The organism is Klebsiella aerogenes, assembly GCA_029027985.1.
GTDB classification, from domain to species: domain Bacteria; phylum Pseudomonadota; class Gammaproteobacteria; order Enterobacterales; family Enterobacteriaceae; genus Klebsiella; species Klebsiella aerogenes_A.
In genome coordinates this window covers 478,320-497,841 of the sequence record CP119076.1, presented here as the reverse complement: position 1 = coordinate 497,841, position 19,522 = coordinate 478,320, and the positions used below count along the sequence as shown (strand labels likewise).

The 19,522-nt window shown below is 54.1% G+C and carries 22 protein-coding genes; 11 read left to right on the top strand and 11 right to left on the bottom strand.

The annotated features are described in order from the left end of the window. Positions 1-7: 7 nt before the first annotated feature. Complete coding sequence (gltD, locus tag PYR66_02415; GenBank protein WEF28613.1) at positions 8-1,426, top strand: glutamate synthase subunit GltD; 1,419 nt, start codon at positions 8-10, stop codon at positions 1,424-1,426. Positions 1,427-1,558: 132 nt separating this feature from the next. Here the strand turns inward: gltD and sspB are convergent, their stop codons facing one another. The 6 genes from sspB to zapE form a co-directional block, all read right to left on the bottom strand. Further along, complete coding sequence (sspB, locus tag PYR66_02410; protein WEF28612.1) at positions 1,559-2,056, bottom strand: ClpXP protease specificity-enhancing factor; 498 nt, start codon at positions 2,054-2,056, stop codon at positions 1,559-1,561. Between the two features lie 3 nt (positions 2,057-2,059). After that, the gene (gene sspA / locus PYR66_02405) at positions 2,060-2,698 is read right to left on the bottom strand and encodes a stringent starvation protein SspA (protein ID WEF28611.1); all 639 of its coding nucleotides are present in this window, start codon (positions 2,696-2,698) and stop codon (positions 2,060-2,062) included. Beyond that, positions 2,643-2,951: a hypothetical protein gene (locus tag PYR66_02400; GenBank protein WEF28610.1), complete on the bottom strand. Its 309-nt coding sequence runs from the start codon at positions 2,949-2,951 to the stop codon at positions 2,643-2,645. Before PYR66_02400 ends, sspA begins: the two co-directional genes overlap by 56 nt. A gap of 57 nt (positions 2,952-3,008) precedes the next feature. Continuing rightward, positions 3,009-3,401 (bottom strand): 30S ribosomal protein S9, encoded by a 393-nt coding sequence (gene rpsI, locus PYR66_02395; GenBank protein ID WEF28609.1) that lies wholly within the window; start codon positions 3,399-3,401, stop codon positions 3,009-3,011. A gap of 15 nt (positions 3,402-3,416) precedes the next feature. Continuing rightward, on the bottom strand, positions 3,417-3,845 hold the full coding sequence (rplM, locus tag PYR66_02390) for a 50S ribosomal protein L13 (protein WEF28608.1): 429 nt from the start codon (positions 3,843-3,845) through the stop codon (positions 3,417-3,419). 290 nt (positions 3,846-4,135) lie between these two features. After that, complete coding sequence (gene zapE, locus PYR66_02385) at positions 4,136-5,266, bottom strand: cell division protein ZapE (protein WEF28607.1); 1,131 nt, start codon at positions 5,264-5,266, stop codon at positions 4,136-4,138. Positions 5,267-5,456: 190 nt separating this feature from the next. Here zapE and zapG point away from each other — a divergent pair, with 190 nt between their 5' ends. From zapG to degS, 3 genes are all read left to right on the top strand, one after another. Beyond that, on the top strand, positions 5,457-5,855 hold the full coding sequence (gene zapG / locus PYR66_02380) for a Z-ring associated protein ZapG (GenBank protein ID WEF28606.1): 399 nt from the start codon (positions 5,457-5,459) through the stop codon (positions 5,853-5,855). 174 nt (positions 5,856-6,029) lie between these two features. Continuing rightward, entirely contained in the window at positions 6,030-7,397 is a 1,368-nt protein-coding gene (degQ, locus tag PYR66_02375) for a serine endoprotease DegQ (protein WEF28605.1), read from the top strand. A gap of 89 nt (positions 7,398-7,486) precedes the next feature. Further along, entirely contained in the window at positions 7,487-8,545 is a 1,059-nt protein-coding gene (gene degS / locus PYR66_02370) for an outer membrane-stress sensor serine endopeptidase DegS (protein WEF28604.1), read from the top strand. A gap of 56 nt (positions 8,546-8,601) precedes the next feature. On the opposite strand, the gene mdh is transcribed toward degS, so the two are convergent. Beyond that, positions 8,602-9,540 (bottom strand): malate dehydrogenase, encoded by a 939-nt coding sequence (gene mdh, locus PYR66_02365; GenBank protein WEF28603.1) that lies wholly within the window; start codon positions 9,538-9,540, stop codon positions 8,602-8,604. A 572-nt stretch (positions 9,541-10,112) separates the two neighbouring features. Between mdh and argR the strand changes: the two genes are divergently transcribed. From argR to yhcN-B, 3 genes are all read left to right on the top strand, one after another. After that, on the top strand, positions 10,113-10,583 hold the full coding sequence (argR, locus tag PYR66_02360; protein ID WEF28602.1) for a transcriptional regulator ArgR: 471 nt from the start codon (positions 10,113-10,115) through the stop codon (positions 10,581-10,583). A 369-nt stretch (positions 10,584-10,952) separates the two neighbouring features. Next, a complete protein-coding gene (gene yhcN / locus PYR66_02355; GenBank protein ID WEF28601.1) occupies positions 10,953-11,216 on the top strand; it encodes a peroxide/acid stress response protein YhcN in 264 nt (87 codons plus the stop codon). 99 nt (positions 11,217-11,315) lie between these two features. Beyond that, positions 11,316-11,582 carry a DUF1471 family stress response protein YhcN-B gene (gene yhcN-B, locus PYR66_02350; GenBank protein ID WEF28600.1) on the top strand — a complete coding sequence of 89 codons (267 nt, stop codon included), beginning with the start codon at positions 11,316-11,318 and terminating at the stop codon, positions 11,580-11,582. A 50-nt stretch (positions 11,583-11,632) separates the two neighbouring features. Here the strand turns inward: yhcN-B and PYR66_02345 are convergent, their stop codons facing one another. After that, positions 11,633-11,908, bottom strand: coding sequence for a hypothetical protein (locus PYR66_02345; GenBank protein WEF28599.1), 276 nt, complete (start codon positions 11,906-11,908; stop codon positions 11,633-11,635). Positions 11,909-12,253: 345 nt separating this feature from the next. Here PYR66_02345 and xapA point away from each other — a divergent pair, with 345 nt between their 5' ends. The 3 genes from xapA to PYR66_02330 are packed head-to-tail and all read left to right on the top strand — an operon-like array spanning position 12,254 to position 15,304. Continuing rightward, positions 12,254-13,087, top strand: coding sequence for a xanthosine phosphorylase (gene xapA / locus PYR66_02340; GenBank protein ID WEF28598.1), 834 nt, complete (start codon positions 12,254-12,256; stop codon positions 13,085-13,087). Positions 13,088-13,136: 49 nt separating this feature from the next. After that, complete coding sequence (gene tsgA, locus PYR66_02335; GenBank protein WEF28597.1) at positions 13,137-14,342, top strand: MFS transporter TsgA; 1,206 nt, start codon at positions 13,137-13,139, stop codon at positions 14,340-14,342. A gap of 20 nt (positions 14,343-14,362) precedes the next feature. Next, a complete protein-coding gene (locus PYR66_02330; GenBank protein ID WEF28596.1) occupies positions 14,363-15,304 on the top strand; it encodes a LysR family transcriptional regulator in 942 nt (313 codons plus the stop codon). On the opposite strand, the gene aaeB is transcribed toward PYR66_02330, so the two are convergent. Genes aaeB through aaeX form a run of 3 tightly spaced genes read right to left on the bottom strand, consistent with a single transcriptional unit; the run spans position 15,301 to position 18,417 of the window. Next, positions 15,301-17,268: a p-hydroxybenzoic acid efflux pump subunit AaeB gene (aaeB, locus tag PYR66_02325; protein ID WEF28595.1), complete on the bottom strand. Its 1,968-nt coding sequence runs from the start codon at positions 17,266-17,268 to the stop codon at positions 15,301-15,303. The genes PYR66_02330 and aaeB overlap by 4 nt on opposite strands. A gap of 5 nt (positions 17,269-17,273) precedes the next feature. Next, positions 17,274-18,206, bottom strand: a complete 933-nt coding sequence (gene aaeA, locus PYR66_02320) for a p-hydroxybenzoic acid efflux pump subunit AaeA (GenBank protein WEF28594.1) — start codon at positions 18,204-18,206, stop codon at positions 17,274-17,276. Positions 18,207-18,213: 7 nt separating this feature from the next. After that, complete coding sequence (gene aaeX / locus PYR66_02315; GenBank protein WEF28593.1) at positions 18,214-18,417, bottom strand: p-hydroxybenzoic acid efflux pump operon protein AaeX; 204 nt, start codon at positions 18,415-18,417, stop codon at positions 18,214-18,216. Positions 18,418-18,547: 130 nt separating this feature from the next. On the opposite strand from aaeX, the gene aaeR reads away from it, so the two are divergent. Next, on the top strand, positions 18,548-19,477 hold the full coding sequence (gene aaeR, locus PYR66_02310) for an HTH-type transcriptional activator AaeR (protein WEF28592.1): 930 nt from the start codon (positions 18,548-18,550) through the stop codon (positions 19,475-19,477). Positions 19,478-19,522 lie beyond the last annotated feature (45 nt).

The window sequence follows — 19,522 nt, the reverse complement described above, 5'->3', positions numbered from 1 at the left end:
GGTTAAGATGAGTCAGAACGTATACCAATTTATCGACCTGCAGCGCGTTGATCCACCAAAGAAACCGCTGAAGATCCGCAAAATTGAGTTTGTAGAAATTTACGAGCCGTTTTCAGAAGGCCAGGCCAAAGCGCAGGCGGATCGCTGCCTCTCCTGCGGCAACCCGTACTGCGAATGGAAGTGCCCGGTCCACAACTACATCCCGAACTGGCTGAAGCTGGCCAACGAGGGGCGTATTTTTGAAGCGGCGGAGCTGTCGCATCAAACCAACACCCTGCCGGAAGTCTGCGGGCGCGTATGCCCGCAGGACCGTCTGTGCGAAGGTTCCTGTACCCTAAATGATGAGTTCGGCGCGGTGACCATCGGCAACATCGAACGCTATATCAACGATAAAGCGTTCGAGATGGGCTGGCGTCCGGATCTGTCTGGTGTGAAACAAACCGGCAAAACCGTCGCCATTATCGGCGCCGGTCCGGCAGGTCTGGCCTGCGCCGACGTGTTGACCCGTAACGGCGTGAAAGCGGTGGTGTTTGACCGTCATCCGGAAATCGGCGGTCTGCTGACCTTCGGCATTCCGGCGTTTAAGCTGGAAAAAGAGGTGATGACCCGCCGCCGTGAAATCTTCACCGGCATGGGTATTGAGTTCAAACTCAATACTGAAGTGGGCCGTGACGTGCAGATCGACGACTTGCTGAAAGACTACGATGCCGTGTTCCTGGGCGTCGGCACCTATCAGTCAATGCGCGGCGGGCTGGAAAACGAAGAGGCCAACGGCGTGTACGACGCGCTGCCGTTCCTGATCGCCAATACCAAGCAGATCATGGGCTTTGGCGAAACGGCGGACGAGCCATACGTCAGTATGGAAGGCAAACGCGTTGTGGTACTTGGCGGCGGCGACACCGCGATGGACTGCGTGCGCACCTCGGTACGCCAGGAAGCAACCCACGTTATCTGCGCCTATCGCCGTGACGAAGAAAACATGCCGGGCTCAAAACGCGAAGTGAAAAACGCGCGCGAAGAAGGCGTCGAATTCCAGTTCAACGTCCAGCCGCTGGGTGTGGAAGTCAATGCCAACGGCAAAGTGTGCGGCGTGAAAATGGCGCGCACCGAAATGGGTCAACCGGATGCGAAAGGCCGCCGTCGTGCGGAAATCGTCGCCGGTTCCGAGCACGTCGTGCCAGCTGATGCGGTGGTGATGGCATTTGGTTTCCGTCCACACCGTATGGAGTGGCTGGCTAAGCATAGCGTCGAGCTGGATTCTCAGGGCCGAGTTATCGCTCCGGAAGGCAGCGATAATGCGTTCCAGACCAGCAACCCGAAGATCTTTGCCGGCGGCGATATCGTCCGTGGCTCAGACCTGGTGGTGACGGCGATTGCCGAAGGCCGTAAAGCGGCGGATGGTATTCTGAACTATCTGGAAGTGTAATTAAGGCCTGGGTCTCACGACCCCGTAGCACTAAAGCCTGATGGTTTACGCCATCGGGCTTTTTTATGCTTCGGCATCCGCGAGTGTAGAGCAAAAAAACAGGCCCCGGAGAGGGGCCTGTCAGACAAGAAATTACTTCACAACGCGCAGCGCTGGACGACCACCGCGCGGCGGCGGTGGCGTGTCGTCAGGATCGTCATCGTGATTATCCGGCTTATCGCCATCAATCACCGACATCACCGTTTCGTTTTCGCTCTCAGGCGCGACGTCGTCATCATTGAGGCTGCCGACATCTTCGTCATAAGCCGCTTCAGGTTCAAACATCGTTCCTGCGCCGTTTTCACGGGCATAGATCGCGAGTACCGCAGCCAGCGGTACGGAAACGTTGCGCGGTACGCCGCCAAAGCGCGCGTTAAAACGCACTTCGTCGTTTGCCAGTTCCAGATTGCCCACGGCACGCGGCGCAATATTCAGAACGATTTGGCCGTCACGAGCATACTCCATTGGCACGAGAACGCCTGGCAGCGTCACATCGACGACCAAATGCGGCGTTAGCTGGTTATCCAGCAGCCACTCATAGAACGCCCGCAACAGGTACGGACGACGCGGCGTCAGCTGTGATACATCCATTATTTAGCCCCGGCCGAGGCGCATTTCACGCTCGGCTTCAGTTAAAGAAGCGAGGAAGGAATCACGTTCGAAGACGCGAGTCATATAGCCCTTGAGCTCTTTCGCGCCTGCGCCAACCAGTTCTACGCCGAGAACCGGCAAACGCCACAGCAACGGAGCCAGGTAGCAATCCACCAGGCTGAACTCATCGCTCAGGAAGTAAGGCTTCTGGGTGAAGACCGGCGCAATCGCCTGCAGTTCTTCGCGCAGCTGCTTACGAGCGGCATCAGCCTGAGCGGCGGTACCGGTCTGGATAGTGTTCATCAAAGAATACCAATCCTTCTCAATACGCTGCATGTACAGGCGGCTTTCACCACGCGCTACCGGATAAACCGGCATCAGCGGCGGATGCGGGAAACGCTCATCCAGGTATTCCATAATGATGCGGGATTCCCACAGAGTGAGCTCACGATCCACCAGCGTCGGAACGCTTTGATTCGGGTTGAGGTCAATCAGATCCTGAGGCGGGTTATCCTTCTCCACGTGCTCTATCTCAAAACTGACACCTTTTTCGGCCAGCACAATGCGGACCTGATGGCTATAGATGTCAGTAGGACCAGAAAACAGCGTCATTACCGAACGTTTGTTGGCAGCGACAGCCATGAAAACCTCCAGGTATATTCAGAATTTTTACTGCTGCCAGCCACGCATGACCAGCCAGATGTATAAACCCCATTCGCACGGCGGCGATTCGTTCATCGAAAAAACTAAAAAATGAACAACCACCAGCATTTGGGCAGAAAATTGGATGATAGTTTACCAGATTTTGTAGACGTTGTGGTGAGGGTATTCCGGAAATGCTGAAAAAGTGGCAAGAGCAGGCCGTTTCTTTGTGGATAACAGCCGTTTTATCCATAAAAAAACCCGCCGAAGCGGGTTTTTTCGCAAATTGTTCTGCGTGAGCAGAAAACAATTAACGTTTGGAGAACTGCGGACGACGACGTGCTTTACGCAGACCGACTTTCTTACGTTCAACCTGACGAGCGTCACGAGTAACGAAGCCAGCTTTACGCAGTTCAGAACGCAGGGACTCGTCGTACTCCATCAGAGCGCGGGTGATACCGTGACGGATCGCACCAGCCTGACCAGAGATACCACCACCTTTAACAGTGATGTACAGATCCAGTTTCTCAACCATGTCGACCAGTTCCAGCGGCTGACGAACTACCATGCGGGCAGTTTCACGACCGAAGTACTGTTCCAGCGAACGCTGGTTGATTACGATTTTGCCGTTGCCCGGTTTGATGAAAACGCGAGCTGCGGAACTTTTGCGGCGACCAGTGCCGTAGTATTGATTTTCAGCCATTGCCTATAATCCCGATTAGATGTCAAGAACTTGCGGTTGCTGTGCCGCGTGGTTGTGCTCGTTACCCGCGTAAACTTTCAGTTTACGGTACATAGCACGACCCAGCGGGCCTTTTGGCAGCATGCCTTTAACCGCGATTTCAATCACACGCTCAGGACGGCGAGCAATCATCTCTTCAAAGGTCGCTTCTTTGATACCACCGATGTGGCCGGTGTGATGGTAGTACATTTTGTCTTCGCGCTTGTTGCCGGTTACAGCAACTTTTTCTGCGTTCAGAACGATGATGTAATCACCAGTATCTACGTGCGGAGTGTATTCCGCTTTGTGCTTACCGCGCAGGCGACGAGCCAGTTCAGTAGCCAGACGGCCCAGAGTTTTACCGGTCGCGTCAACAACATACCAGTCGCGTTTTACGGTTTCTGGTTTAGCTGTAAAAGTTTTCATTAAAAGCTTACCCAAATAATAAGTTACACGTTGGTGAACACCCAAACGTTTAGTCAGTTGAGGTTCACACGACATTGTCCAGCAAACCTACCCCTTCGAATAGCCTATGCCGGCGCATAGAAGATTTTGGGAAAAAAACCTTCTCGTAACGTGGGGTCGCAAGATTATAGAGAAGTGGGGGCCAAAGATCGACCCCTTTATGTGATTTGCGCCAGGTTTTTCGCTTACCGGCAGGATGAGCGGCCCGCGGCCCTTCCCTTCGCCCCATATTCGCGAGGAGAAGGCTGATTTCAGGGCATGTGCGGCTGCTTCAGATACTCTTCGCTCTGCATCTCCTGCAGGCGCGATAAGCAGCGCTGGAACTCAAATTTCAGGCGCTCGCCCTGGTAAATCTCGTACAGCGGCACCGCCGCGCTGACCACCAGCTTAACGTGGCGCTCATAGAACTCATCCACCAGCGCGATAAAGCGTCGCGCCTCGCTCTCCAGCTGCGTCGTCATCACCGGCACCTCAAACAGCATGACGGTATGGAACAGGCGCGAGAGCGCGATGTAATCGTGCTGGCTGCGCGCATCGACGCACAGGGTAGCGAACGACGCCGCCAGGGTCTGGTTTTCCGCGCCCAGCGTCGGTAGCGGACGGTGGTTGATCTCCAGCGTCGGCATCTGCTCGCGTTTCGCGCCTGCCAGCGCCAGCCAGAGCTTGTCCATTTGCTGCTGCGTCTCTTCATTGAGCGGCGACAGCCACAAATGCGCCTGGGTTAAGGTACGCAGACGGTAATCGATCCCCGCATCGACATTCATAATGTCGCAATGTTGTTTAATCGCTTCAATCGCCGGCAGGAAACGCGCGCGCTGCAGGCCGTTGCGGTAGAGGTCATCCGGCGGAATGTTCGACGTGGCGACCAGCGTAATCCCGCGCGAGAAGAGTGCTTTCATTAAACCGCCGAGTAGCATGGCGTCGGTGATATCGGAGACAAAAAACTCGTCGAAGCACAGTACGTCAGTTTCCGCTTTAAAGCGGTCGGCAACGATTTCCAACGGGTCGCTATGCCCCTGCAGGGTGGTCAACTCTTCATGTACGCGCAGCATAAAACGATGGAAGTGCAGGCGCTGCTTACGCTCGCCCGGCAGGCTTTGATAAAACATATCCATCAGCCAGGTTTTGCCGCGTCCGACGCCCCCCCACATATAAAGGCCACGAACTGCGGTGGTTTCCGCCGTCGGCTCGCGTTTGCCGAGCAGTTTGCCAAATTTTGCACGCAGGCCACCGCCGCCTGGCGCTATGGCAGCCGGTTTTTCCTGTAGTTCACGGTAAATCGTATCCAGGCGGCTAACCGCTTCTTGTTGGACGTCGTCGGGTTGATGGCTGCCCTCTTTGAGAGCTAAAAGGTAACGCGATGTTGGGGACAGGCTTTGCATGATCTTGTTGTTATTCCTTGAAAACCGTGGCGCCGTAGCTCACGATTGACGAAAAAAAGGCCGCTCTACAGTACGCGATGATACGCCAGGATTCCACTTCTGTGGAATTAGCGGTTATAGTGGCACTATCGGGCGCAGGCGGAGAGCCTAATAGCCACCCTACGGAACCACAAAACAACGGGAGATGTTCATGACCTGGGAATACGCGCTAATTGGATTAGTCGTCGGTATCATCATCGGTGCCGTCGCCATGCGTTTTGGTAACCGCAAATTGCGTCAACAACAAGCGCTGCAATTCGAACTGGAAAAGAATAAAGCAGACCTTGAAGAGTATCGCGAAGAGCTGGTCAGTCATTTTGCGCGCAGCGCAGAGCTGCTTGACAACATGGCGGATGATTACCGCCAGCTGTATCAACACATGGCGAAAAGCTCCAGCAACCTGCTGCCGGAGACCATGGCGGACGCCAACCCATTCCGCAACCGCCTGGCTGAATCCGAAGCCAGCAACGATCAGGCGCCGGTGCAGATACCGCGCGATTATTCAGAAGGCGCATCCGGCCTGCTGCGCGGTGGCGCAAAACGCGATTAATCCCGCCATCAGCGTAAAAATATTTCCCGGGCGCGCCTTCCGCGCCCGTGCTCCCCTCGCATCCCAGCTACAATTTAAGCACTGGCCTCATTGTTAGCCGGTCGAAAATTCAATAACATCAAACTATTCGGGACGTATTTTCCATACACCTCAGGTTACGAGAGCCAGCATCTAATGAAGAAACAGACTTTGCTGTTGAGTGCGTTAGCGTTAAGCATCGGGTTATCGTTGTCGGCCCTGCCCCCGGCGGCGGCATCATTGCCGACCCAGGTTCCAGGCCAGGGCGCGTTGCCAAGCCTCGCGCCGATGCTGGAGAAAGTGCTGCCTGCGGTGGTGAGCGTGCAGGTGGAAGGCACCGCTTCCGCTGCGCAAAATATGCCGGAAGAGTTGAAAAAATACTTCGGTGATAACGCGCCGCAAGAGCAGGCACAACCGTTTGAAGGTCTCGGCTCCGGCGTCATCATCGACGCGGCCAAGGGCTACGTCCTGACCAACAACCATGTGATCAGCCAGGCGCAGAAAATCAGCATCCAGCTAAACGACGGCCGCGAGTTCGACGCTAAACTGGTTGGCAGTGATGAACAGAGCGATATCGCCCTGCTGCAGATATTAAAACCCAGCAACCTGACGCAAATCACCATTGCAGATTCCGACAAGCTACGCGTCGGCGATTTTGCCGTTGCCGTCGGCAACCCGTTCGGCCTCGGCCAGACCGCCACGTCCGGCATTATCTCCGCCCTGGGCCGCAGCGGCCTTAACCTTGAGGGGTTGGAAAACTTTATCCAGACCGACGCCTCAATTAACCGCGGCAACTCCGGCGGCGCGCTGCTGAACCTCAACGGCGAGCTGATCGGCATTAATACCGCCATTCTGGCGCCGGGCGGCGGCAGCATCGGCATCGGCTTCGCTATCCCCAGTAATATGGCGAAAACCCTTGCCGACCAGTTGATCCAGTACGGTGAAATCAAACGCGGCCTACTGGGTATTAAAGGTATGGAAATGAGCGCGGATATCGCTAAAGCGATGAACATCAACGCTCAGCGCGGCGCCTTCGTCAGCGAAGTCCTGGCGAACTCCGGCTCGGCGAAAGCGGGAATTAAATCCGGCGACGTCATCGTCAGCATGAACGGCAAACCGCTGAGCAGCTTTGCCGAGCTGCGTTCACGCATCGCGACCACTGCGCCGGGCACCAAAGTCAAACTGGGTCTGCTGCGCGACGGCAAGCCGCTGGACGTTGAAGTGACGCTGGATAAGAGCACCTCTTCCACCGCCAGCGCCGAGCTGATTATCCCTGCTCTGCAAGGGGCAGCGCTGAGCGATGGCCAGTTGAAAGACGGTACCAAAGGCGTGAGTATCGATAACGTCGATAAAGGCAGCGCGGCGGCGCAGGTTGGCCTGCATAAAGACGATCTGATTATCGGCCTCAACCGCCAGCGCGTGCGCTCCATCGCCGAGCTACGTAAGGCGCTGGAAACCAAACCGGCGGTTATCGCGCTGAATGTTCTGCGCGGCAACGAAAGCATTTACCTGCTGCTACGCTGACGTTCAACTCCGGACATCGCGCTCGTCGTGCGATGTCCGGATAAGTCATGCTATGCTGCGCCTGCCCATTCATTAACGATATTCGCATCATGCCTGGAAAGCTTTTACGTTCAGTACTTATCGGTTTAATCGTCGGCGGCATTCTGCTGGCCGCTATGCCTTCGCTGCGCCAATGGCAGCTGTCGTCGGCGGCGCCGAGCGATACTGCTGATGAATCGCCAGTCAGCTATAACGCCGCGGTGCGCCGCGCCGCGCCGGCGGTGGTCAACGTCTATAACCGCGCGCTGAACGGCACCAGCCATAACCAGCTGACGCTTGGCTCCGGCGTTATCATGGATCAGCGCGGATATATCCTTACCAACAAACACGTTATCAACGATGCCGATCAGATTATCATCGCGCTGCAGGATGGTCGGGTATTTGAAGCGTTGCTGGTCGGCTCAGATACCCTCACTGACCTCGCGGTGTTAAAAATCAACGCTAACGGCGGCCTGCCGGTGATCCCGATTAATCCGAAACGCGTGCCGCATATCGGCGATGTAGTGCTGGCGATTGGCAACCCGTATAACCTCGGACAAACCATCACTCAGGGGATTATCAGCGCCACCGGTCGTATCGGCCTGAACCCTACCGGGCGCCAGAATTTCCTACAGACCGATGCTTCCATCAACCACGGTAACTCGGGCGGCGCGCTAGTCAATTCACTGGGCGAACTGATGGGCATCAACACCCTGTCGTTTGATAAGAGCAATGACGGCGAAACACCGGAAGGGATCGGCTTTGCGATCCCATTCCAGTTGGCGACCAAGATCATGGATAAACTGATCCGCGATGGTCGGGTGATTCGCGGTTATATTGGGATCAGCGGACGCGAGATCGCGCCAATGCACGCACAGGGCGGCGGTATGGATCAGATCCAGGGGATCGTCGTCAATGACGTCGCGCCGGATGGCCCGGCGGCACAGGCAGGGATCCGCGCGAATGACGTGATCATCTCGGTGAATGATAAACCGGCGGTCTCGGCGCTGGAAACCATGGATCAGGTCGCGGAAATCCGTCCGGGTTCTGAAATCCCGGTGGTTATCATGCGCGATGATAAGAAAATGACCCTGCACGTTGCGGTGCAAGAGTACCCGGCGACAAACTAACGGGCATAAAAAAACCGGAGCCTTCATTCACGCTCCGGTTTTTTTTACCGCTGTGGTTACTTATTCACGAAATCTTCGCCGAGGGCGATGTCTTTCTTCAACGTATCCAGCATACCTTCCAGCGCCTGTTGTTCAAAAGCGCTGAGCTTGCCGATGGACTGGCGCTCTTCCACACCATTTTTGCCCAACAACAGCGGCTGTGAGAAGAAGCGAGCATACTGACCGTCACCTTCGACGTAAGCGCACTCAACAACGCCTTTTTCCCCCTGCATCGCACGAACCAGAGAGAGACCAAAACGCGCGGCCGCCTGGCCCATCGACAACGTCGCCGAACCGCCGCCCGCCTTCGCTTCCACGACTTCGGTACCGGCGTTTTGAATACGTTTGGTGAGATCAGCGACTTCCTGCTCGCTAAAGCTGACGCCTGGGATCTGCGACAGCAAAGGCAGGATGGTGACGCCAGAGTGGCCGCCGATAACCGGTACTTCGAGCTCAGTCGCGGATTTACCTTTCAGTTCAGCGACAAAGGTATTGGAGCGGATGATGTCCAGTGTGGTCACGCCAAACAGTTTGTTTTTATCGTATACGCCCGCTTTTTTCAGCACTTCGGCAGCGATAGCCACGGTGGTATTCACCGGGTTAGTAATAATGCCGATGCAGGCCTGCGGACTGGTTTTCGCAATCTGCTGCACCAGGTTTTTAACGATGCCGGCGTTGACATTAAATAAGTCGGAACGATCCATCCCGGGCTTACGCGCTACGCCCGCGGAAATCAGCACCACATCAGCGCCTTCCAGCGCCGGGGTTGCATCATCACCGGAGAAACCTTTGATTTTTACGTCTGTGGGGATATGACTTAGATCTACCGCCACGCCCGGCGTTACCGGAGCGATGTCGTACAACGAGAGCTCTGAACCTGAAGGCAGTTGGGTCTTAAGTAGTAGGGCAAGCGCCTGGCCGATTCCGCCAGCGGCGCCGAGGACTGCAACTTTCATCCTAAACTCCTTATTATGGTTAATTTACACCCTAAATAATTCGAGTTGCAGGAAGGCGGCAAGAGAGTGACCTCTGGTGAGGGACAAGGATGTTCCTCACTAATCCCCAGGAGCTTACTGAAGTAAATGACTGGGGTGAACAATTGCAGCCAACGCACATGCAGCTCGAAGTATGACGGGTATAGTCTTTCGTTATTCCGTCGCCTGGACCTTAATTCACAAGATGAACAATTACAATAATTATGGCTGAAGAATGCGGAGGTGTGCGCAATGATGCAGCAAATTCGCATTTTTCTTCCTGAGACTGACCATCCAGCAAGCCGTAGTACCGGATCGACTATTGGTTACAATACACCCAGCTCACTCGGCAAAACAATATCAATTTCATAACATTTATTTCACTTTTACAGCAATTTACCTGCTGTGACGTAGGCATGTTCCTGCCCAGGGTTATTTGCTAAAATATGCCCCTTTCATAACATTATTTACGCTATTCCTTTGCGGATTATTTGCATAAAAATGCACTTCCATGCATAATGATGTTGTTTTTACCACCATAATCTGGGTGACTTATGCGTAGTTCGGCAAAACAAGAAGAACTGGTTAAGGCGTTTAAATCGCTACTTAAAGAAGAAAAATTCAGCTCCCAGGGCGAAATCGTTCAGGCGCTACAGGAAGAGGGTTTCGAGAACATCAATCAATCGAAAGTCTCTCGCATGCTGACGAAATTCGGCGCCGTGCGTACGCGTAACGCCAAAATGGAAATGGTCTACTGTTTGCCAGCCGAACTCGGCGTACCGACCACCTCCAGCCCGCTGAAAAACCTGGTGCTGGACATCGACTATAACGATTCGGTCGTGGTCATCCACACCAGTCCTGGCGCAGCGCAGTTAATTGCTCGCCTGTTGGATTCATTAGGCAAGGCCGAAGGCATTCTGGGTAGCATCGCGGGCGATGACACCATTTTCACTACCCCAGCCCGCGGTTTTTCAGTTAAAGATTTGTACGACGCCATCCTGGTCCTGTTCGAACAAGAACTCTAAGCGACTCCCCTCTGGTTCCCGCCAGGGGGTTCTCTCCTGCAAAGAAACCTTCAAAAAATGCAGCATTTTTTTAACATTTAGTGTGGTTTTCCGCCTCTATACATTCCTTTACCGAATGATAGCGCCAGAAACGCACAAAAGGTCAAAATGCGATATCTCTATGTTTTACATGCAAATAATCAATACATTCACCATGTGAATGATATTTCTAATGCTTATACGTTATAAAAACGACATCTCCTGGTAATTATTCATGATGAAAACAATTAGCAGGGTATTAATATTTTTGGTGATTAGTGTATACTTGATTTTGTGATGAGGGTCACGAAACAAAGCCCCTTAATAATAAAATTCGACGAGGTGAACATCATGAAAATCAAAACCACTGTAGCCGCACTCAGCATGCTATCCGTTCTGTCCTTTGGCGCTTTCGCTGCGGATTCCATCAACAGCACTCAGGCGCAAAACCGCCAGTCAATGGGCACCATTTCTGTCGGCGCGGTAGGCTCTTCCCCGATGGATATGCATGAAATGCTGAACAAAAAAGCACAAGAAGAAGGTGCTTCTTCTTACCGCATTATCGAAGCTCGCACCGGCGACCACTGGCACGCGACTGCAGAGCTTTATAAATAAGTTTTAACGATTGTCGGTTATTAGCTGAAACAGAATTTCTTCAGCGGCCCAGGTTCATAGAAGCCTCCCGCCGCTGCACACAAGGTTGGAGTAAAGATCATGAAAAGCGCAATTATCATCGCATCCCTGGGCCTGGCTTCCGTTCTCTCTTTTGGCGCAAGCGCAGCCGTACATCAAGTAGATGCAGAACAAGCACAAAACCTGCAGCCAATGGGCACTATCTCCGTTTCACAGGTAGGTAGCGCGCCAATGGATATGCGTCAGGAACTGGCGGCTAAAGCCGAAAAAGAAGGCGCCAGTAGCTACCGTATTATTGAAGCTCGTACCGGCAACAGCTGGCACGCGACTGCTGAGTTGTACAAATAAACCCTCGTCGTCTTATCTGACGACTTGCCCCCGCCTGTCGGGGGCTTTTTTTATGCCCAGCGGGCATTAAAACGCAGCGATCCTTCCAGTTCCTCTTCCGCTTCATCAAACAGCAATATCAGCGCGCCAAAGCGCCGACGCTGCTTATCATTTAAATGAATAAATTCAATTTCCAGCGGTAAGGGCAATGCGCCGCCGATCACGGCTGCCCATAGCGAATCCAGGTTGCTCACTTTCTCGCGATCCAATGCAAAGGCTTTCGAGAATTCACGGTAGAAATCCTCTTGCTCTGCTATTTCATCAAAATCAAATGTATAAATGGTCATCGCCCGCACCCTATTAAAACTCTCTTATCAGGTACCTGCCGCGGAAAAGCGTCTCAAGTTCTGCATGATGTTTAAGTATAGCGAGACTTTTCAGCCCACCTGACGGCGGTTTTCATTCCCCCGGAACGGCAAAGTGAAGCCCATCACAAATCCCTCGCATCAGGATGTGCGGTTTTAGCAAGAGATGACGCGCCGAAGAGTATAACCACTTGAATAATAAAAAATAAAAATGAGTCCTCATTAAATTAATATAAAAAAGATATCAATAACCGCTTTTATCGAATTGGATTGGCAATCAACGGTTACCCAGAATAAGCCAAACGTGTTTATCTACTGGAGTTCCGTATGTCACTGTCCGTCGTTAACGATACCCCTTTTGAGGCCGCTGCAATCCTTCGCGCTGCCAAACCGGGCTTTATCCCGCGTATTGCCTTAATTCTGGGATCCGGTTTAGGCGTTCTGGCCGACCGTATGGAAAACAAAACGACCCTATCCTACGAGCAGTTGCCTGGGTTCCCGGTCAGTACGGTGATTGGCCACGCAGGTGAAATCGTCATGGGGACACTGCACGGCATCGACCTGATTTGCATGAAAGGACGCGGGCATTTTTATGAAGGGTTAGGCATGGGCATCATGACCCACGCGGTACGTACCTTTAAGCTACTCGGTTGCGAATTCATGTTCTGCACTAATGCCGCAGGTTCATTAAACCCGGATATCCCTGCCGGTAGTTTGGTTGCGCTTAACGATCATATCAACACGATGCCATCTACTCCGCTTGTGGGACCGAATGACGAGCGTTTCGGCCAGCGCTTCTTCAGCCTTGCTAACGCGTATGACAAAGACTTGCGCGGGCAACTTCATCAAGCCGCCAACGCGCTCGATATTACGCTGCACGAAGGGGTATTTGTTTCCTACCCCGGCCCGAACTTCGAAACGGCTGCCGAGATTCGCATGATGCAGCGCATGGGCGGCGACGTGGTCGGGATGTCGGTCGTCCCGGAAGTCATCGCCGCTCGCCACTGCGGTTTGAAAGTGCTGGCCGTTTCCGCCATCACCAATATGGCGGAGGGACTGAGCGATGTTGAACTGTCGCATGAACAGACGCTGAAATGCGCCGCGCTGGTGACCGAGGACTTTATTCGCCTGATCGGCCAGTTCCTCAAACAATATGCTTAATGCTTGATTTGTCGGCAGGCAGGGCGCCTGCCTGTCTGGAGAACCCCTTATGTCAGATACGCAATTTTCTCGTCCAAATCTGAATGCGATTTCATATCTGAGCTACTACTTCGTTGGCGCACTGGTTTCCACGTTGGGGATTGTGCTGGGCCCGTTGAGCGTCGCCTTTCATAAAGATCCTGGCTTTATCGGCCAGGTGTTTACTTTAATGAACATCGGCATGTTTATCCCCATTATTCTCGGCGGCGTGTTGATGAAAAAATGTGGCCTACAAAAGCCATTGGTGATCGCCGCTGCGTTAACCGTATTGATTAGCGCCATCCTGTTTGTTGCCCCGACGCTGACGCTCTTTAGCCTCGCCGTCGCGGGAATTGGCGCCTGCGGCGGTATTTTTATGACTATCGGTAGCTACCTGGTCGTACGCATCAACCCGGACGAAAAAAGCCGTTCTTCCAGTCTGATCTTCACCGATTTCTTCTTCAGTCTTGCCGGGGCGACGCTCTCTTTCCTGCTTGCCTGGCTGTTCACAATGGGCGCCAGTTGGATTGCCATGTACGGTATCATGGGCGGTTTAGGGGTATTAATGCTGGCCTTAACCCTTCGTTGCCGTTTTCCGAGCACCGAATCCGCCGCCGCGGGAACACAGCGGGCGACGGCGCCTCACGCGCCATGGGGGGTCTCCATCTATCTTATCTGCTTCGCGCTTTTCGCGTTCCTGCTGGCGGAGCCGATCTTCACGATGTGGACGCCAGGTTACTTGCAGTTCCGCTTCCAGTTGCTGCCGCAGGATGCCGCGCTCTTTACCACCGTCTATTGGGTCGCGAAAGCGATCGGCCTGTTCCTCAACCAATTCACCGTGAAGTGGATGAAGCTGCGAACCTTCCTGCTGGGCTGTACCGCAATCGGCTTCGTCGCCATCCTTATTATCGCGAATAGCGCTAATACCACACTGATTCTGGCGGCATGCGCGGTATTCGGTTTCTTCAATTCAGGGCTTTTCTCCGGCCTGATGAGCTATGGCTCGTTGCAGGTCAGCCAAAGTTCGCCGACGCTGATTTCGGCGCTCCTGACCAGCGGAACTGTCGGTACACTGCTGTTCGCCAGCGTGTCGTCGATGGTGAACAGCCGCTATGGTTTGCATGGCGCACTCAATAGCGCCACGGTCTCCTATACCATTTTACTGCTGGTGCTGGTTGCCGCAGTCTTGTGTAGCCGTGCAGAGCGCCTGCATGCTCCGGTATCTTCAGCGGTTTGACAAGCCTCAAGGAGGGCGGCATGATAATTCCCCCCTCCTATTCTTATCCAAAGATCATGACGACGGACCCCCTCGCGAATAGCCGCATTAGCATCCGGGCATTACGCTATTTTCAAGCCCTTGCCGAAGAACTCCACTTTGGACGCACCGCCGCGCGGCTGAATATTTCACAGCCTCCCCTCAGCATGCAGATAAAAGAGCTGGAAGAGGTGCTGGGAACGAAATTGTTTGAGCGTACCAGCCGCAAAGTGGTGTTGACTCGCGCAGGACAAGTGCTGAAAACAGAGGTGGATCGGATCCTCAGCGCTACCGAACAATCGCTCAACTACGTCCGCCAGATCGGGCGTAACGAACATCAACATGTGACAATTGGTATCGTCGGCAGCGCCTTATGGGGCACGCTTCTGACGAGGCTGAAAGGAATTAAAGCGCGTTATCCCGAAGTTGACTGGAGCTTGCTGGAGCTTTCGCAACACCAGCAGATTGAAGCTTTGCGCACCCGCACCATTGATATTGCGATTAACCGCAATGTGCTGCCCTATCCTGAAGCCAATATCCGTAGCCAGCTGATTTCCCACGAATCCGTGGCGCTCGCCGTACCTGAGCACGATCCTCTCTACGATCAGCAGCCGGTGTCGTTGAAAATGCTGGCGGCAAGGCCGTTGATTTCGCTGGCATTCCATCAAAGCGATTTTGCCAGACAGCTGTACGACCACTGTATCGAGGCGGGGTTTTATCCGTTGATCACCCAACAGGTGAATGAACCGCAAACGGCGTTGGCGCTGGTCAGCGCGGGGATGGGGATTTCCTTGCTTCCGGAAACGTGCGGATTGATTCAGTGGCCGGGGGTCCGGTTCCTGCCGCTGGCAGAAACCGTCCCGGCTGACCTCTATGCGCTGTGGTACGATGAACCGCTTTCGGAATTAATGGTTCGCTTCATCGGTGCCCTACAGGGCAGCTAGCTGTTGGTAAGTACGTACTGGTATTTCCGTAGCATCTCTACCAACCGTCGCACCGGCTCGGTAACCTGCGGCGATGCCTCCCAGTGGCGTAGCTTCTCCTGATAAACGTCAAGTTCTTCCAACAAGCGGGTAAAGTAGCGACGACGTTTATCATCGCTGCCGGCAGATATCACATGGTCCGCGGTGCGTCGCAGTTGACGGTGAAATGCCGAGAGATCCTCATTGACCGGTACCGGCGCATCCCGTAGGCGCTGGTGTGCGATAATGAGCGTTAACGCCAGACGGAAGCGGGCAATATCACCGGGGAACTTATTCAACAGTAAAAACAGCTGCTGATACAGCGCCGGCAGATGGTTCTCTTTACGCCGGGCGCTATTGGTGGTGAGCGAAGAAACCGCCGCCGAAACGAACTGGTTGAGCAACACACGTCCGGTCCGGGCTTGCGAGTTATCACGCACTAACAAAATCACCATTAACGCAAGGAAACAACCGACAATCTGCCCCAGCGCGCTATCAAGAAACTGGCTAAACTGAAACTGCATCGGGTTGTCCAGCACCAGAATGTTGATAGTCCCAGCCAACGCGCCCATCGACCCCAGCCGTCGCTTCTGTACTTCAATACCGATAAAGAACGCCATCGCCGCCAGGCTGATACACAACAACAGCATGCTTTGCTGCGTCGCGGGCATAATCACGAGAAAGAATAACGCCCCCAGCGGTAATGCGGCGAGCATGCCGTAGAGGAAGTCCAGGGCGACCATTCGCGGGTTAGGCAAACGCATCGCCAACGCGGTCACTACGGCAATCATGACCATCGCTCCGCTGCCGGAAGTCCAGCCGGTCCACAGCCAGAACAAGGTGCCGAGAATACAAGAGATAGATGTCCGCCAGAAGTTGACCATCGCATGGTGGCGCTCGGCAGATTCCACTTTGACCACCGTCTCACCACGCAGGACTTCATCTTCAATCCGACTGATTTTAGTGTTGCCGACTACGCCGCGTTTAAGCAACAGATAGCGGGTCGCTGCGCCAACCCAGCTATAGATCGTCACTGGCGTATTGTGCTCGCCCTTCCAGGTCAGAAAACGGCGCATGCGCTTAAGCTGCCGATGAACATCCTGAACCGTCTCAACCGGCTCGGCGAACAGCTCGCGGTAGTCGTCAGTCACCATCTCCGGACGCGAGTTCTGAATCAGATAGGTTTCACAGGCCTGGGTAATCAGCGTGAGCGACAGCGTGTTAATGACCTTCAGCCGTTGATTCACCTTCGCCCAGCGAGAAGATTCCATGATCAGGTTGCCGCGCATCCCTTCCAGCGCAGTCGTGCGACGCACCAGCGCACCCCAGGCCTGATCGACCACTTCGCTATCGCCATGCGCCACGCACAGCTGCATCAAGCGATACTGATCCAGCAGCAGGTTATCCAACTCAAGGTCGATCTCTTTTTTGATAGAACGTGGGGAAAACAGCAGGTCGGCGACGATGGCGCTCACGATACCAATGACAATTTCGCTACAGCGCTCTACGGCAAACTGCGGCGCCAGCATCGGATCGGCATGAATGGTGATGACGATAATCAGCGCAGTATAGCCCGCCAGCCCCCAGGCGTAAGAGTTTTCCACCTTCACCAGCGAGGAGATCCAGGTGCAGAATCCGGCCCACAGGCAGCAGACCAGCATCATCAGCAACGGCGCGCGGACCATGACGATAATGATCGCCAGCGCGGCAATACAGCCGATAAACGTCCCGGCGATACGCAGCATTCCACGGTAGCGAATCGCCCCGGAATAGGGCTCGCCACCCGCGGCAAACGCCGGACCGGCGGTGACGATAGCCGCCGTCAATACGGCCCAGCGCGGCGTCTCAAGTTGGAAATGGAACCCGACGAACAGCGCCAGCACCACCGCACATGCAAGCTTAATGGCGAAGCGGAGGTGCCGGGGAGCAATGGTATAAGTCCCCATGGCGCTTAACCAAACTCACGCAGGCGCATTGCCAGTTTTTGGAAGAAGTTGGCCTGACTGGCGTCGCGATCTTCTTTACCGGTAATCACCACCGTCGCGGTGGTGCCCGACGGCCAGAGGTTGCCCTGCTGTTGGTCCAGACGAATACGCACCGGCACGCGCTGCGCCAGACGCACCCATTCCAGGTTGGAGTCAACAGAAGCCATCCCTTTCGAGTCGCTGCTGCTGCTGGCGTTCGTCACGCCCGCGGCGACGCTATCGACAGTGCCTTTAATCACTTTGCTGCTGCCAAGCGGGGTAATCTCTGCGCGATAGCCTGGACGCACGCCTTCCAGCTTGGTCTCTTCCAGATAGGCCATCACATAGAAGGTATTCTGTTTAACCAGCGCCACCGCCGTAGAGCCGCGGGTGATAAATTCGCCGGTGTAGACGTTCAGGTTGGTGATCCAGCCATCAGCTGGCGCACGGATCACGGTACGTTCAAGATCCAGTTTGGCGAGATCGCGGCTGGCCACCGCTTTAGCCAACTGATGTTCAACGGTTTGCAGCACGTTGTTCGCCTGATCAATCTCTTCACGCGACATCGCTTGTACGCCGAGTTTGTTGCGGCGCCCGGCTTCAAGGCGTTTTTCCTGCGCCAGCGTCTGGTAGTAGGAAACATCGGCTTCAGCTTCAGCCAGCGCTTTTTGGTAACGAGGTTGGTCAATGACGAACAATACCTGGTCTTTCTTAACCAGTTGGTTATCCTTGATATTCACTTGCGAAATCAGCCCGGACACGTCCGGAGCGATGGCGACGATATCGGCGCTAAAGCGCGCGTCGCGCGTCCACGGCGACGCGGTGTAGTACACCCATGCGCGAAAAATGGCGATAAACGCCAGAATAACCAGTATCACAGTGATGGCGGTACGGAGGATATTTCTTGTTAGTGTTTTCACATCGACCTCAAACGAACAAGCGCGATATCAGATAGAACAGACAGCAATACAGCGCAGTGTTAAACAGTGCAGGGTGCCAGACAAAATCATAAATACCGGTCGGAACCAGCAAACGGTGCACCAGCCAGAAGATGGCTAGCGACAATAGCAGCTCAAAGAAGATCGGCGGAAAAGATAAGCCGAAAATCACGATGACAGGAAACAGACTCATGATGACCTTGATAAGAAGCGTACAGGTGGTAGCGTGATGCGTTTATTATGTAGCTAACAATATATTAACGTAACAATTGCGTCCTTATCTATAATTTGTGATCTAAATCACTTTTAAGCCAGAGTGAATAATGGAACGACTAAAACGTATGTCGGTGTTCGCCAAAGTGGTTGAGCTGGGCTCATTCACCGCCGCCGCACGCCAGCTCCAGATGAGCGTTTCATCTATCAGCCAGACCGTTGCTAAGCTGGAAGACGAGCTACAGGTAAAGCTGCTCAACCGCAGCACCCGCAGCCTGGGCTTAACAGAAGCGGGTAAAATCTATTACCAGGGCTGTCGACGCATGCTCTTTGAAGCACAGGATGTCCATGAACAACTGTATGCTTTCAACAACACGCCTATCGGCACGCTGCGCATCGGCAGTTCTTCAACTATGGCACAGAATGTGCTGGCGCGCATAACGGCTGAAATGCTCAAAGAGTACCCGGGATTATCCATCAACCTGGTAACCGGCATCCCCGCCCCTGACCTGATCGCCGATGGACTCGATGTGGTCATTCGCGTCGGTGCTTTGCAGGATTCCAGTCTCTTCTCGCGGCGGTTAGGATCCATGCCAATGGTGCTCTGCGCGGCGAAAAGTTATCTCCAACAAGCGGGATGCCCGGAAAAACCGGCGGATCTTGCCAGCCATTCGTGGCTGGAATACAGCGTGCGGCCGGATAATGAATTCGAGATTATCGCCCCTGAAGGGATTTCCACTCGGGTGATCCCGGAAGGACGCTTTGCCACCAACGATCCGATGACCCTGATCCGCTGGCTAAGCGCTGGCGTCGGCGTGGCATACGTTCCGCTGATGTGGGCGATCGATGAGATCAACCGCGGCGAACTGGAGATCCTGCTCCCGAGTTATCAATCTGATCCCCGTCCGGTGTATGCACTGTATACCGAAAAGGACAAACTGCCGCTGAAAGTGCAGGTATGCATTAATTATCTGACCGATTATTTTGTCGAGGTGGCGAAGATTTACCAGGGAATGCACGGGCGCGGGATGACCCGTTAATTGACATCCCGGCAGCCACGCTGCGCCACCGGGAACAAGAGATTT

What these genes read in the sequence shown, in the direction of transcription:
- gltD (WEF28613.1), top strand. Translation starts at nt 8, where the DNA reads ATGAGTCAGAACGTATACCAATTTATCGACCTGCAGCGCGTTGATCCA.
- sspB (WEF28612.1), bottom strand. Translation starts at nt 2,056, where the DNA reads ATGGATGTATCACAGCTGACGCCGCGTCGTCCGTACCTGTTGCGGGCG.
- sspA (WEF28611.1), bottom strand. Translation starts at nt 2,698, where the DNA reads ATGGCTGTCGCTGCCAACAAACGTTCGGTAATGACGCTGTTTTCTGGT.
- PYR66_02400 (WEF28610.1), bottom strand. Translation starts at nt 2,951, where the DNA reads ATGGATAAAACGGCTGTTATCCACAAAGAAACGGCCTGCTCTTGCCAC.
- rpsI (WEF28609.1), bottom strand. Translation starts at nt 3,401, where the DNA reads ATGGCTGAAAATCAATACTACGGCACTGGTCGCCGCAAAAGTTCCGCA.
- rplM (WEF28608.1), bottom strand. Translation starts at nt 3,845, where the DNA reads ATGAAAACTTTTACAGCTAAACCAGAAACCGTAAAACGCGACTGGTAT.
- zapE (WEF28607.1), bottom strand. Translation starts at nt 5,266, where the DNA reads ATGCAAAGCCTGTCCCCAACATCGCGTTACCTTTTAGCTCTCAAAGAG.
- zapG (WEF28606.1), top strand. Translation starts at nt 5,457, where the DNA reads ATGACCTGGGAATACGCGCTAATTGGATTAGTCGTCGGTATCATCATC.
- degQ (WEF28605.1), top strand. Translation starts at nt 6,030, where the DNA reads ATGAAGAAACAGACTTTGCTGTTGAGTGCGTTAGCGTTAAGCATCGGG.
- degS (WEF28604.1), top strand. Translation starts at nt 7,487, where the DNA reads ATGCCTGGAAAGCTTTTACGTTCAGTACTTATCGGTTTAATCGTCGGC.
- mdh (WEF28603.1), bottom strand. Translation starts at nt 9,540, where the DNA reads ATGAAAGTTGCAGTCCTCGGCGCCGCTGGCGGAATCGGCCAGGCGCTT.
- argR (WEF28602.1), top strand. Translation starts at nt 10,113, where the DNA reads ATGCGTAGTTCGGCAAAACAAGAAGAACTGGTTAAGGCGTTTAAATCG.
- yhcN (WEF28601.1), top strand. Translation starts at nt 10,953, where the DNA reads ATGAAAATCAAAACCACTGTAGCCGCACTCAGCATGCTATCCGTTCTG.
- yhcN-B (WEF28600.1), top strand. Translation starts at nt 11,316, where the DNA reads ATGAAAAGCGCAATTATCATCGCATCCCTGGGCCTGGCTTCCGTTCTC.
- PYR66_02345 (WEF28599.1), bottom strand. Translation starts at nt 11,908, where the DNA reads ATGACCATTTATACATTTGATTTTGATGAAATAGCAGAGCAAGAGGAT.
- xapA (WEF28598.1), top strand. Translation starts at nt 12,254, where the DNA reads ATGTCACTGTCCGTCGTTAACGATACCCCTTTTGAGGCCGCTGCAATC.
- tsgA (WEF28597.1), top strand. Translation starts at nt 13,137, where the DNA reads ATGTCAGATACGCAATTTTCTCGTCCAAATCTGAATGCGATTTCATAT.
- PYR66_02330 (WEF28596.1), top strand. Translation starts at nt 14,363, where the DNA reads ATGATAATTCCCCCCTCCTATTCTTATCCAAAGATCATGACGACGGAC.
- aaeB (WEF28595.1), bottom strand. Translation starts at nt 17,268, where the DNA reads ATGGGGACTTATACCATTGCTCCCCGGCACCTCCGCTTCGCCATTAAG.
- aaeX (WEF28593.1), bottom strand. Translation starts at nt 18,417, where the DNA reads ATGAGTCTGTTTCCTGTCATCGTGATTTTCGGCTTATCTTTTCCGCCG.
- aaeR (WEF28592.1), top strand. Translation starts at nt 18,548, where the DNA reads ATGGAACGACTAAAACGTATGTCGGTGTTCGCCAAAGTGGTTGAGCTG.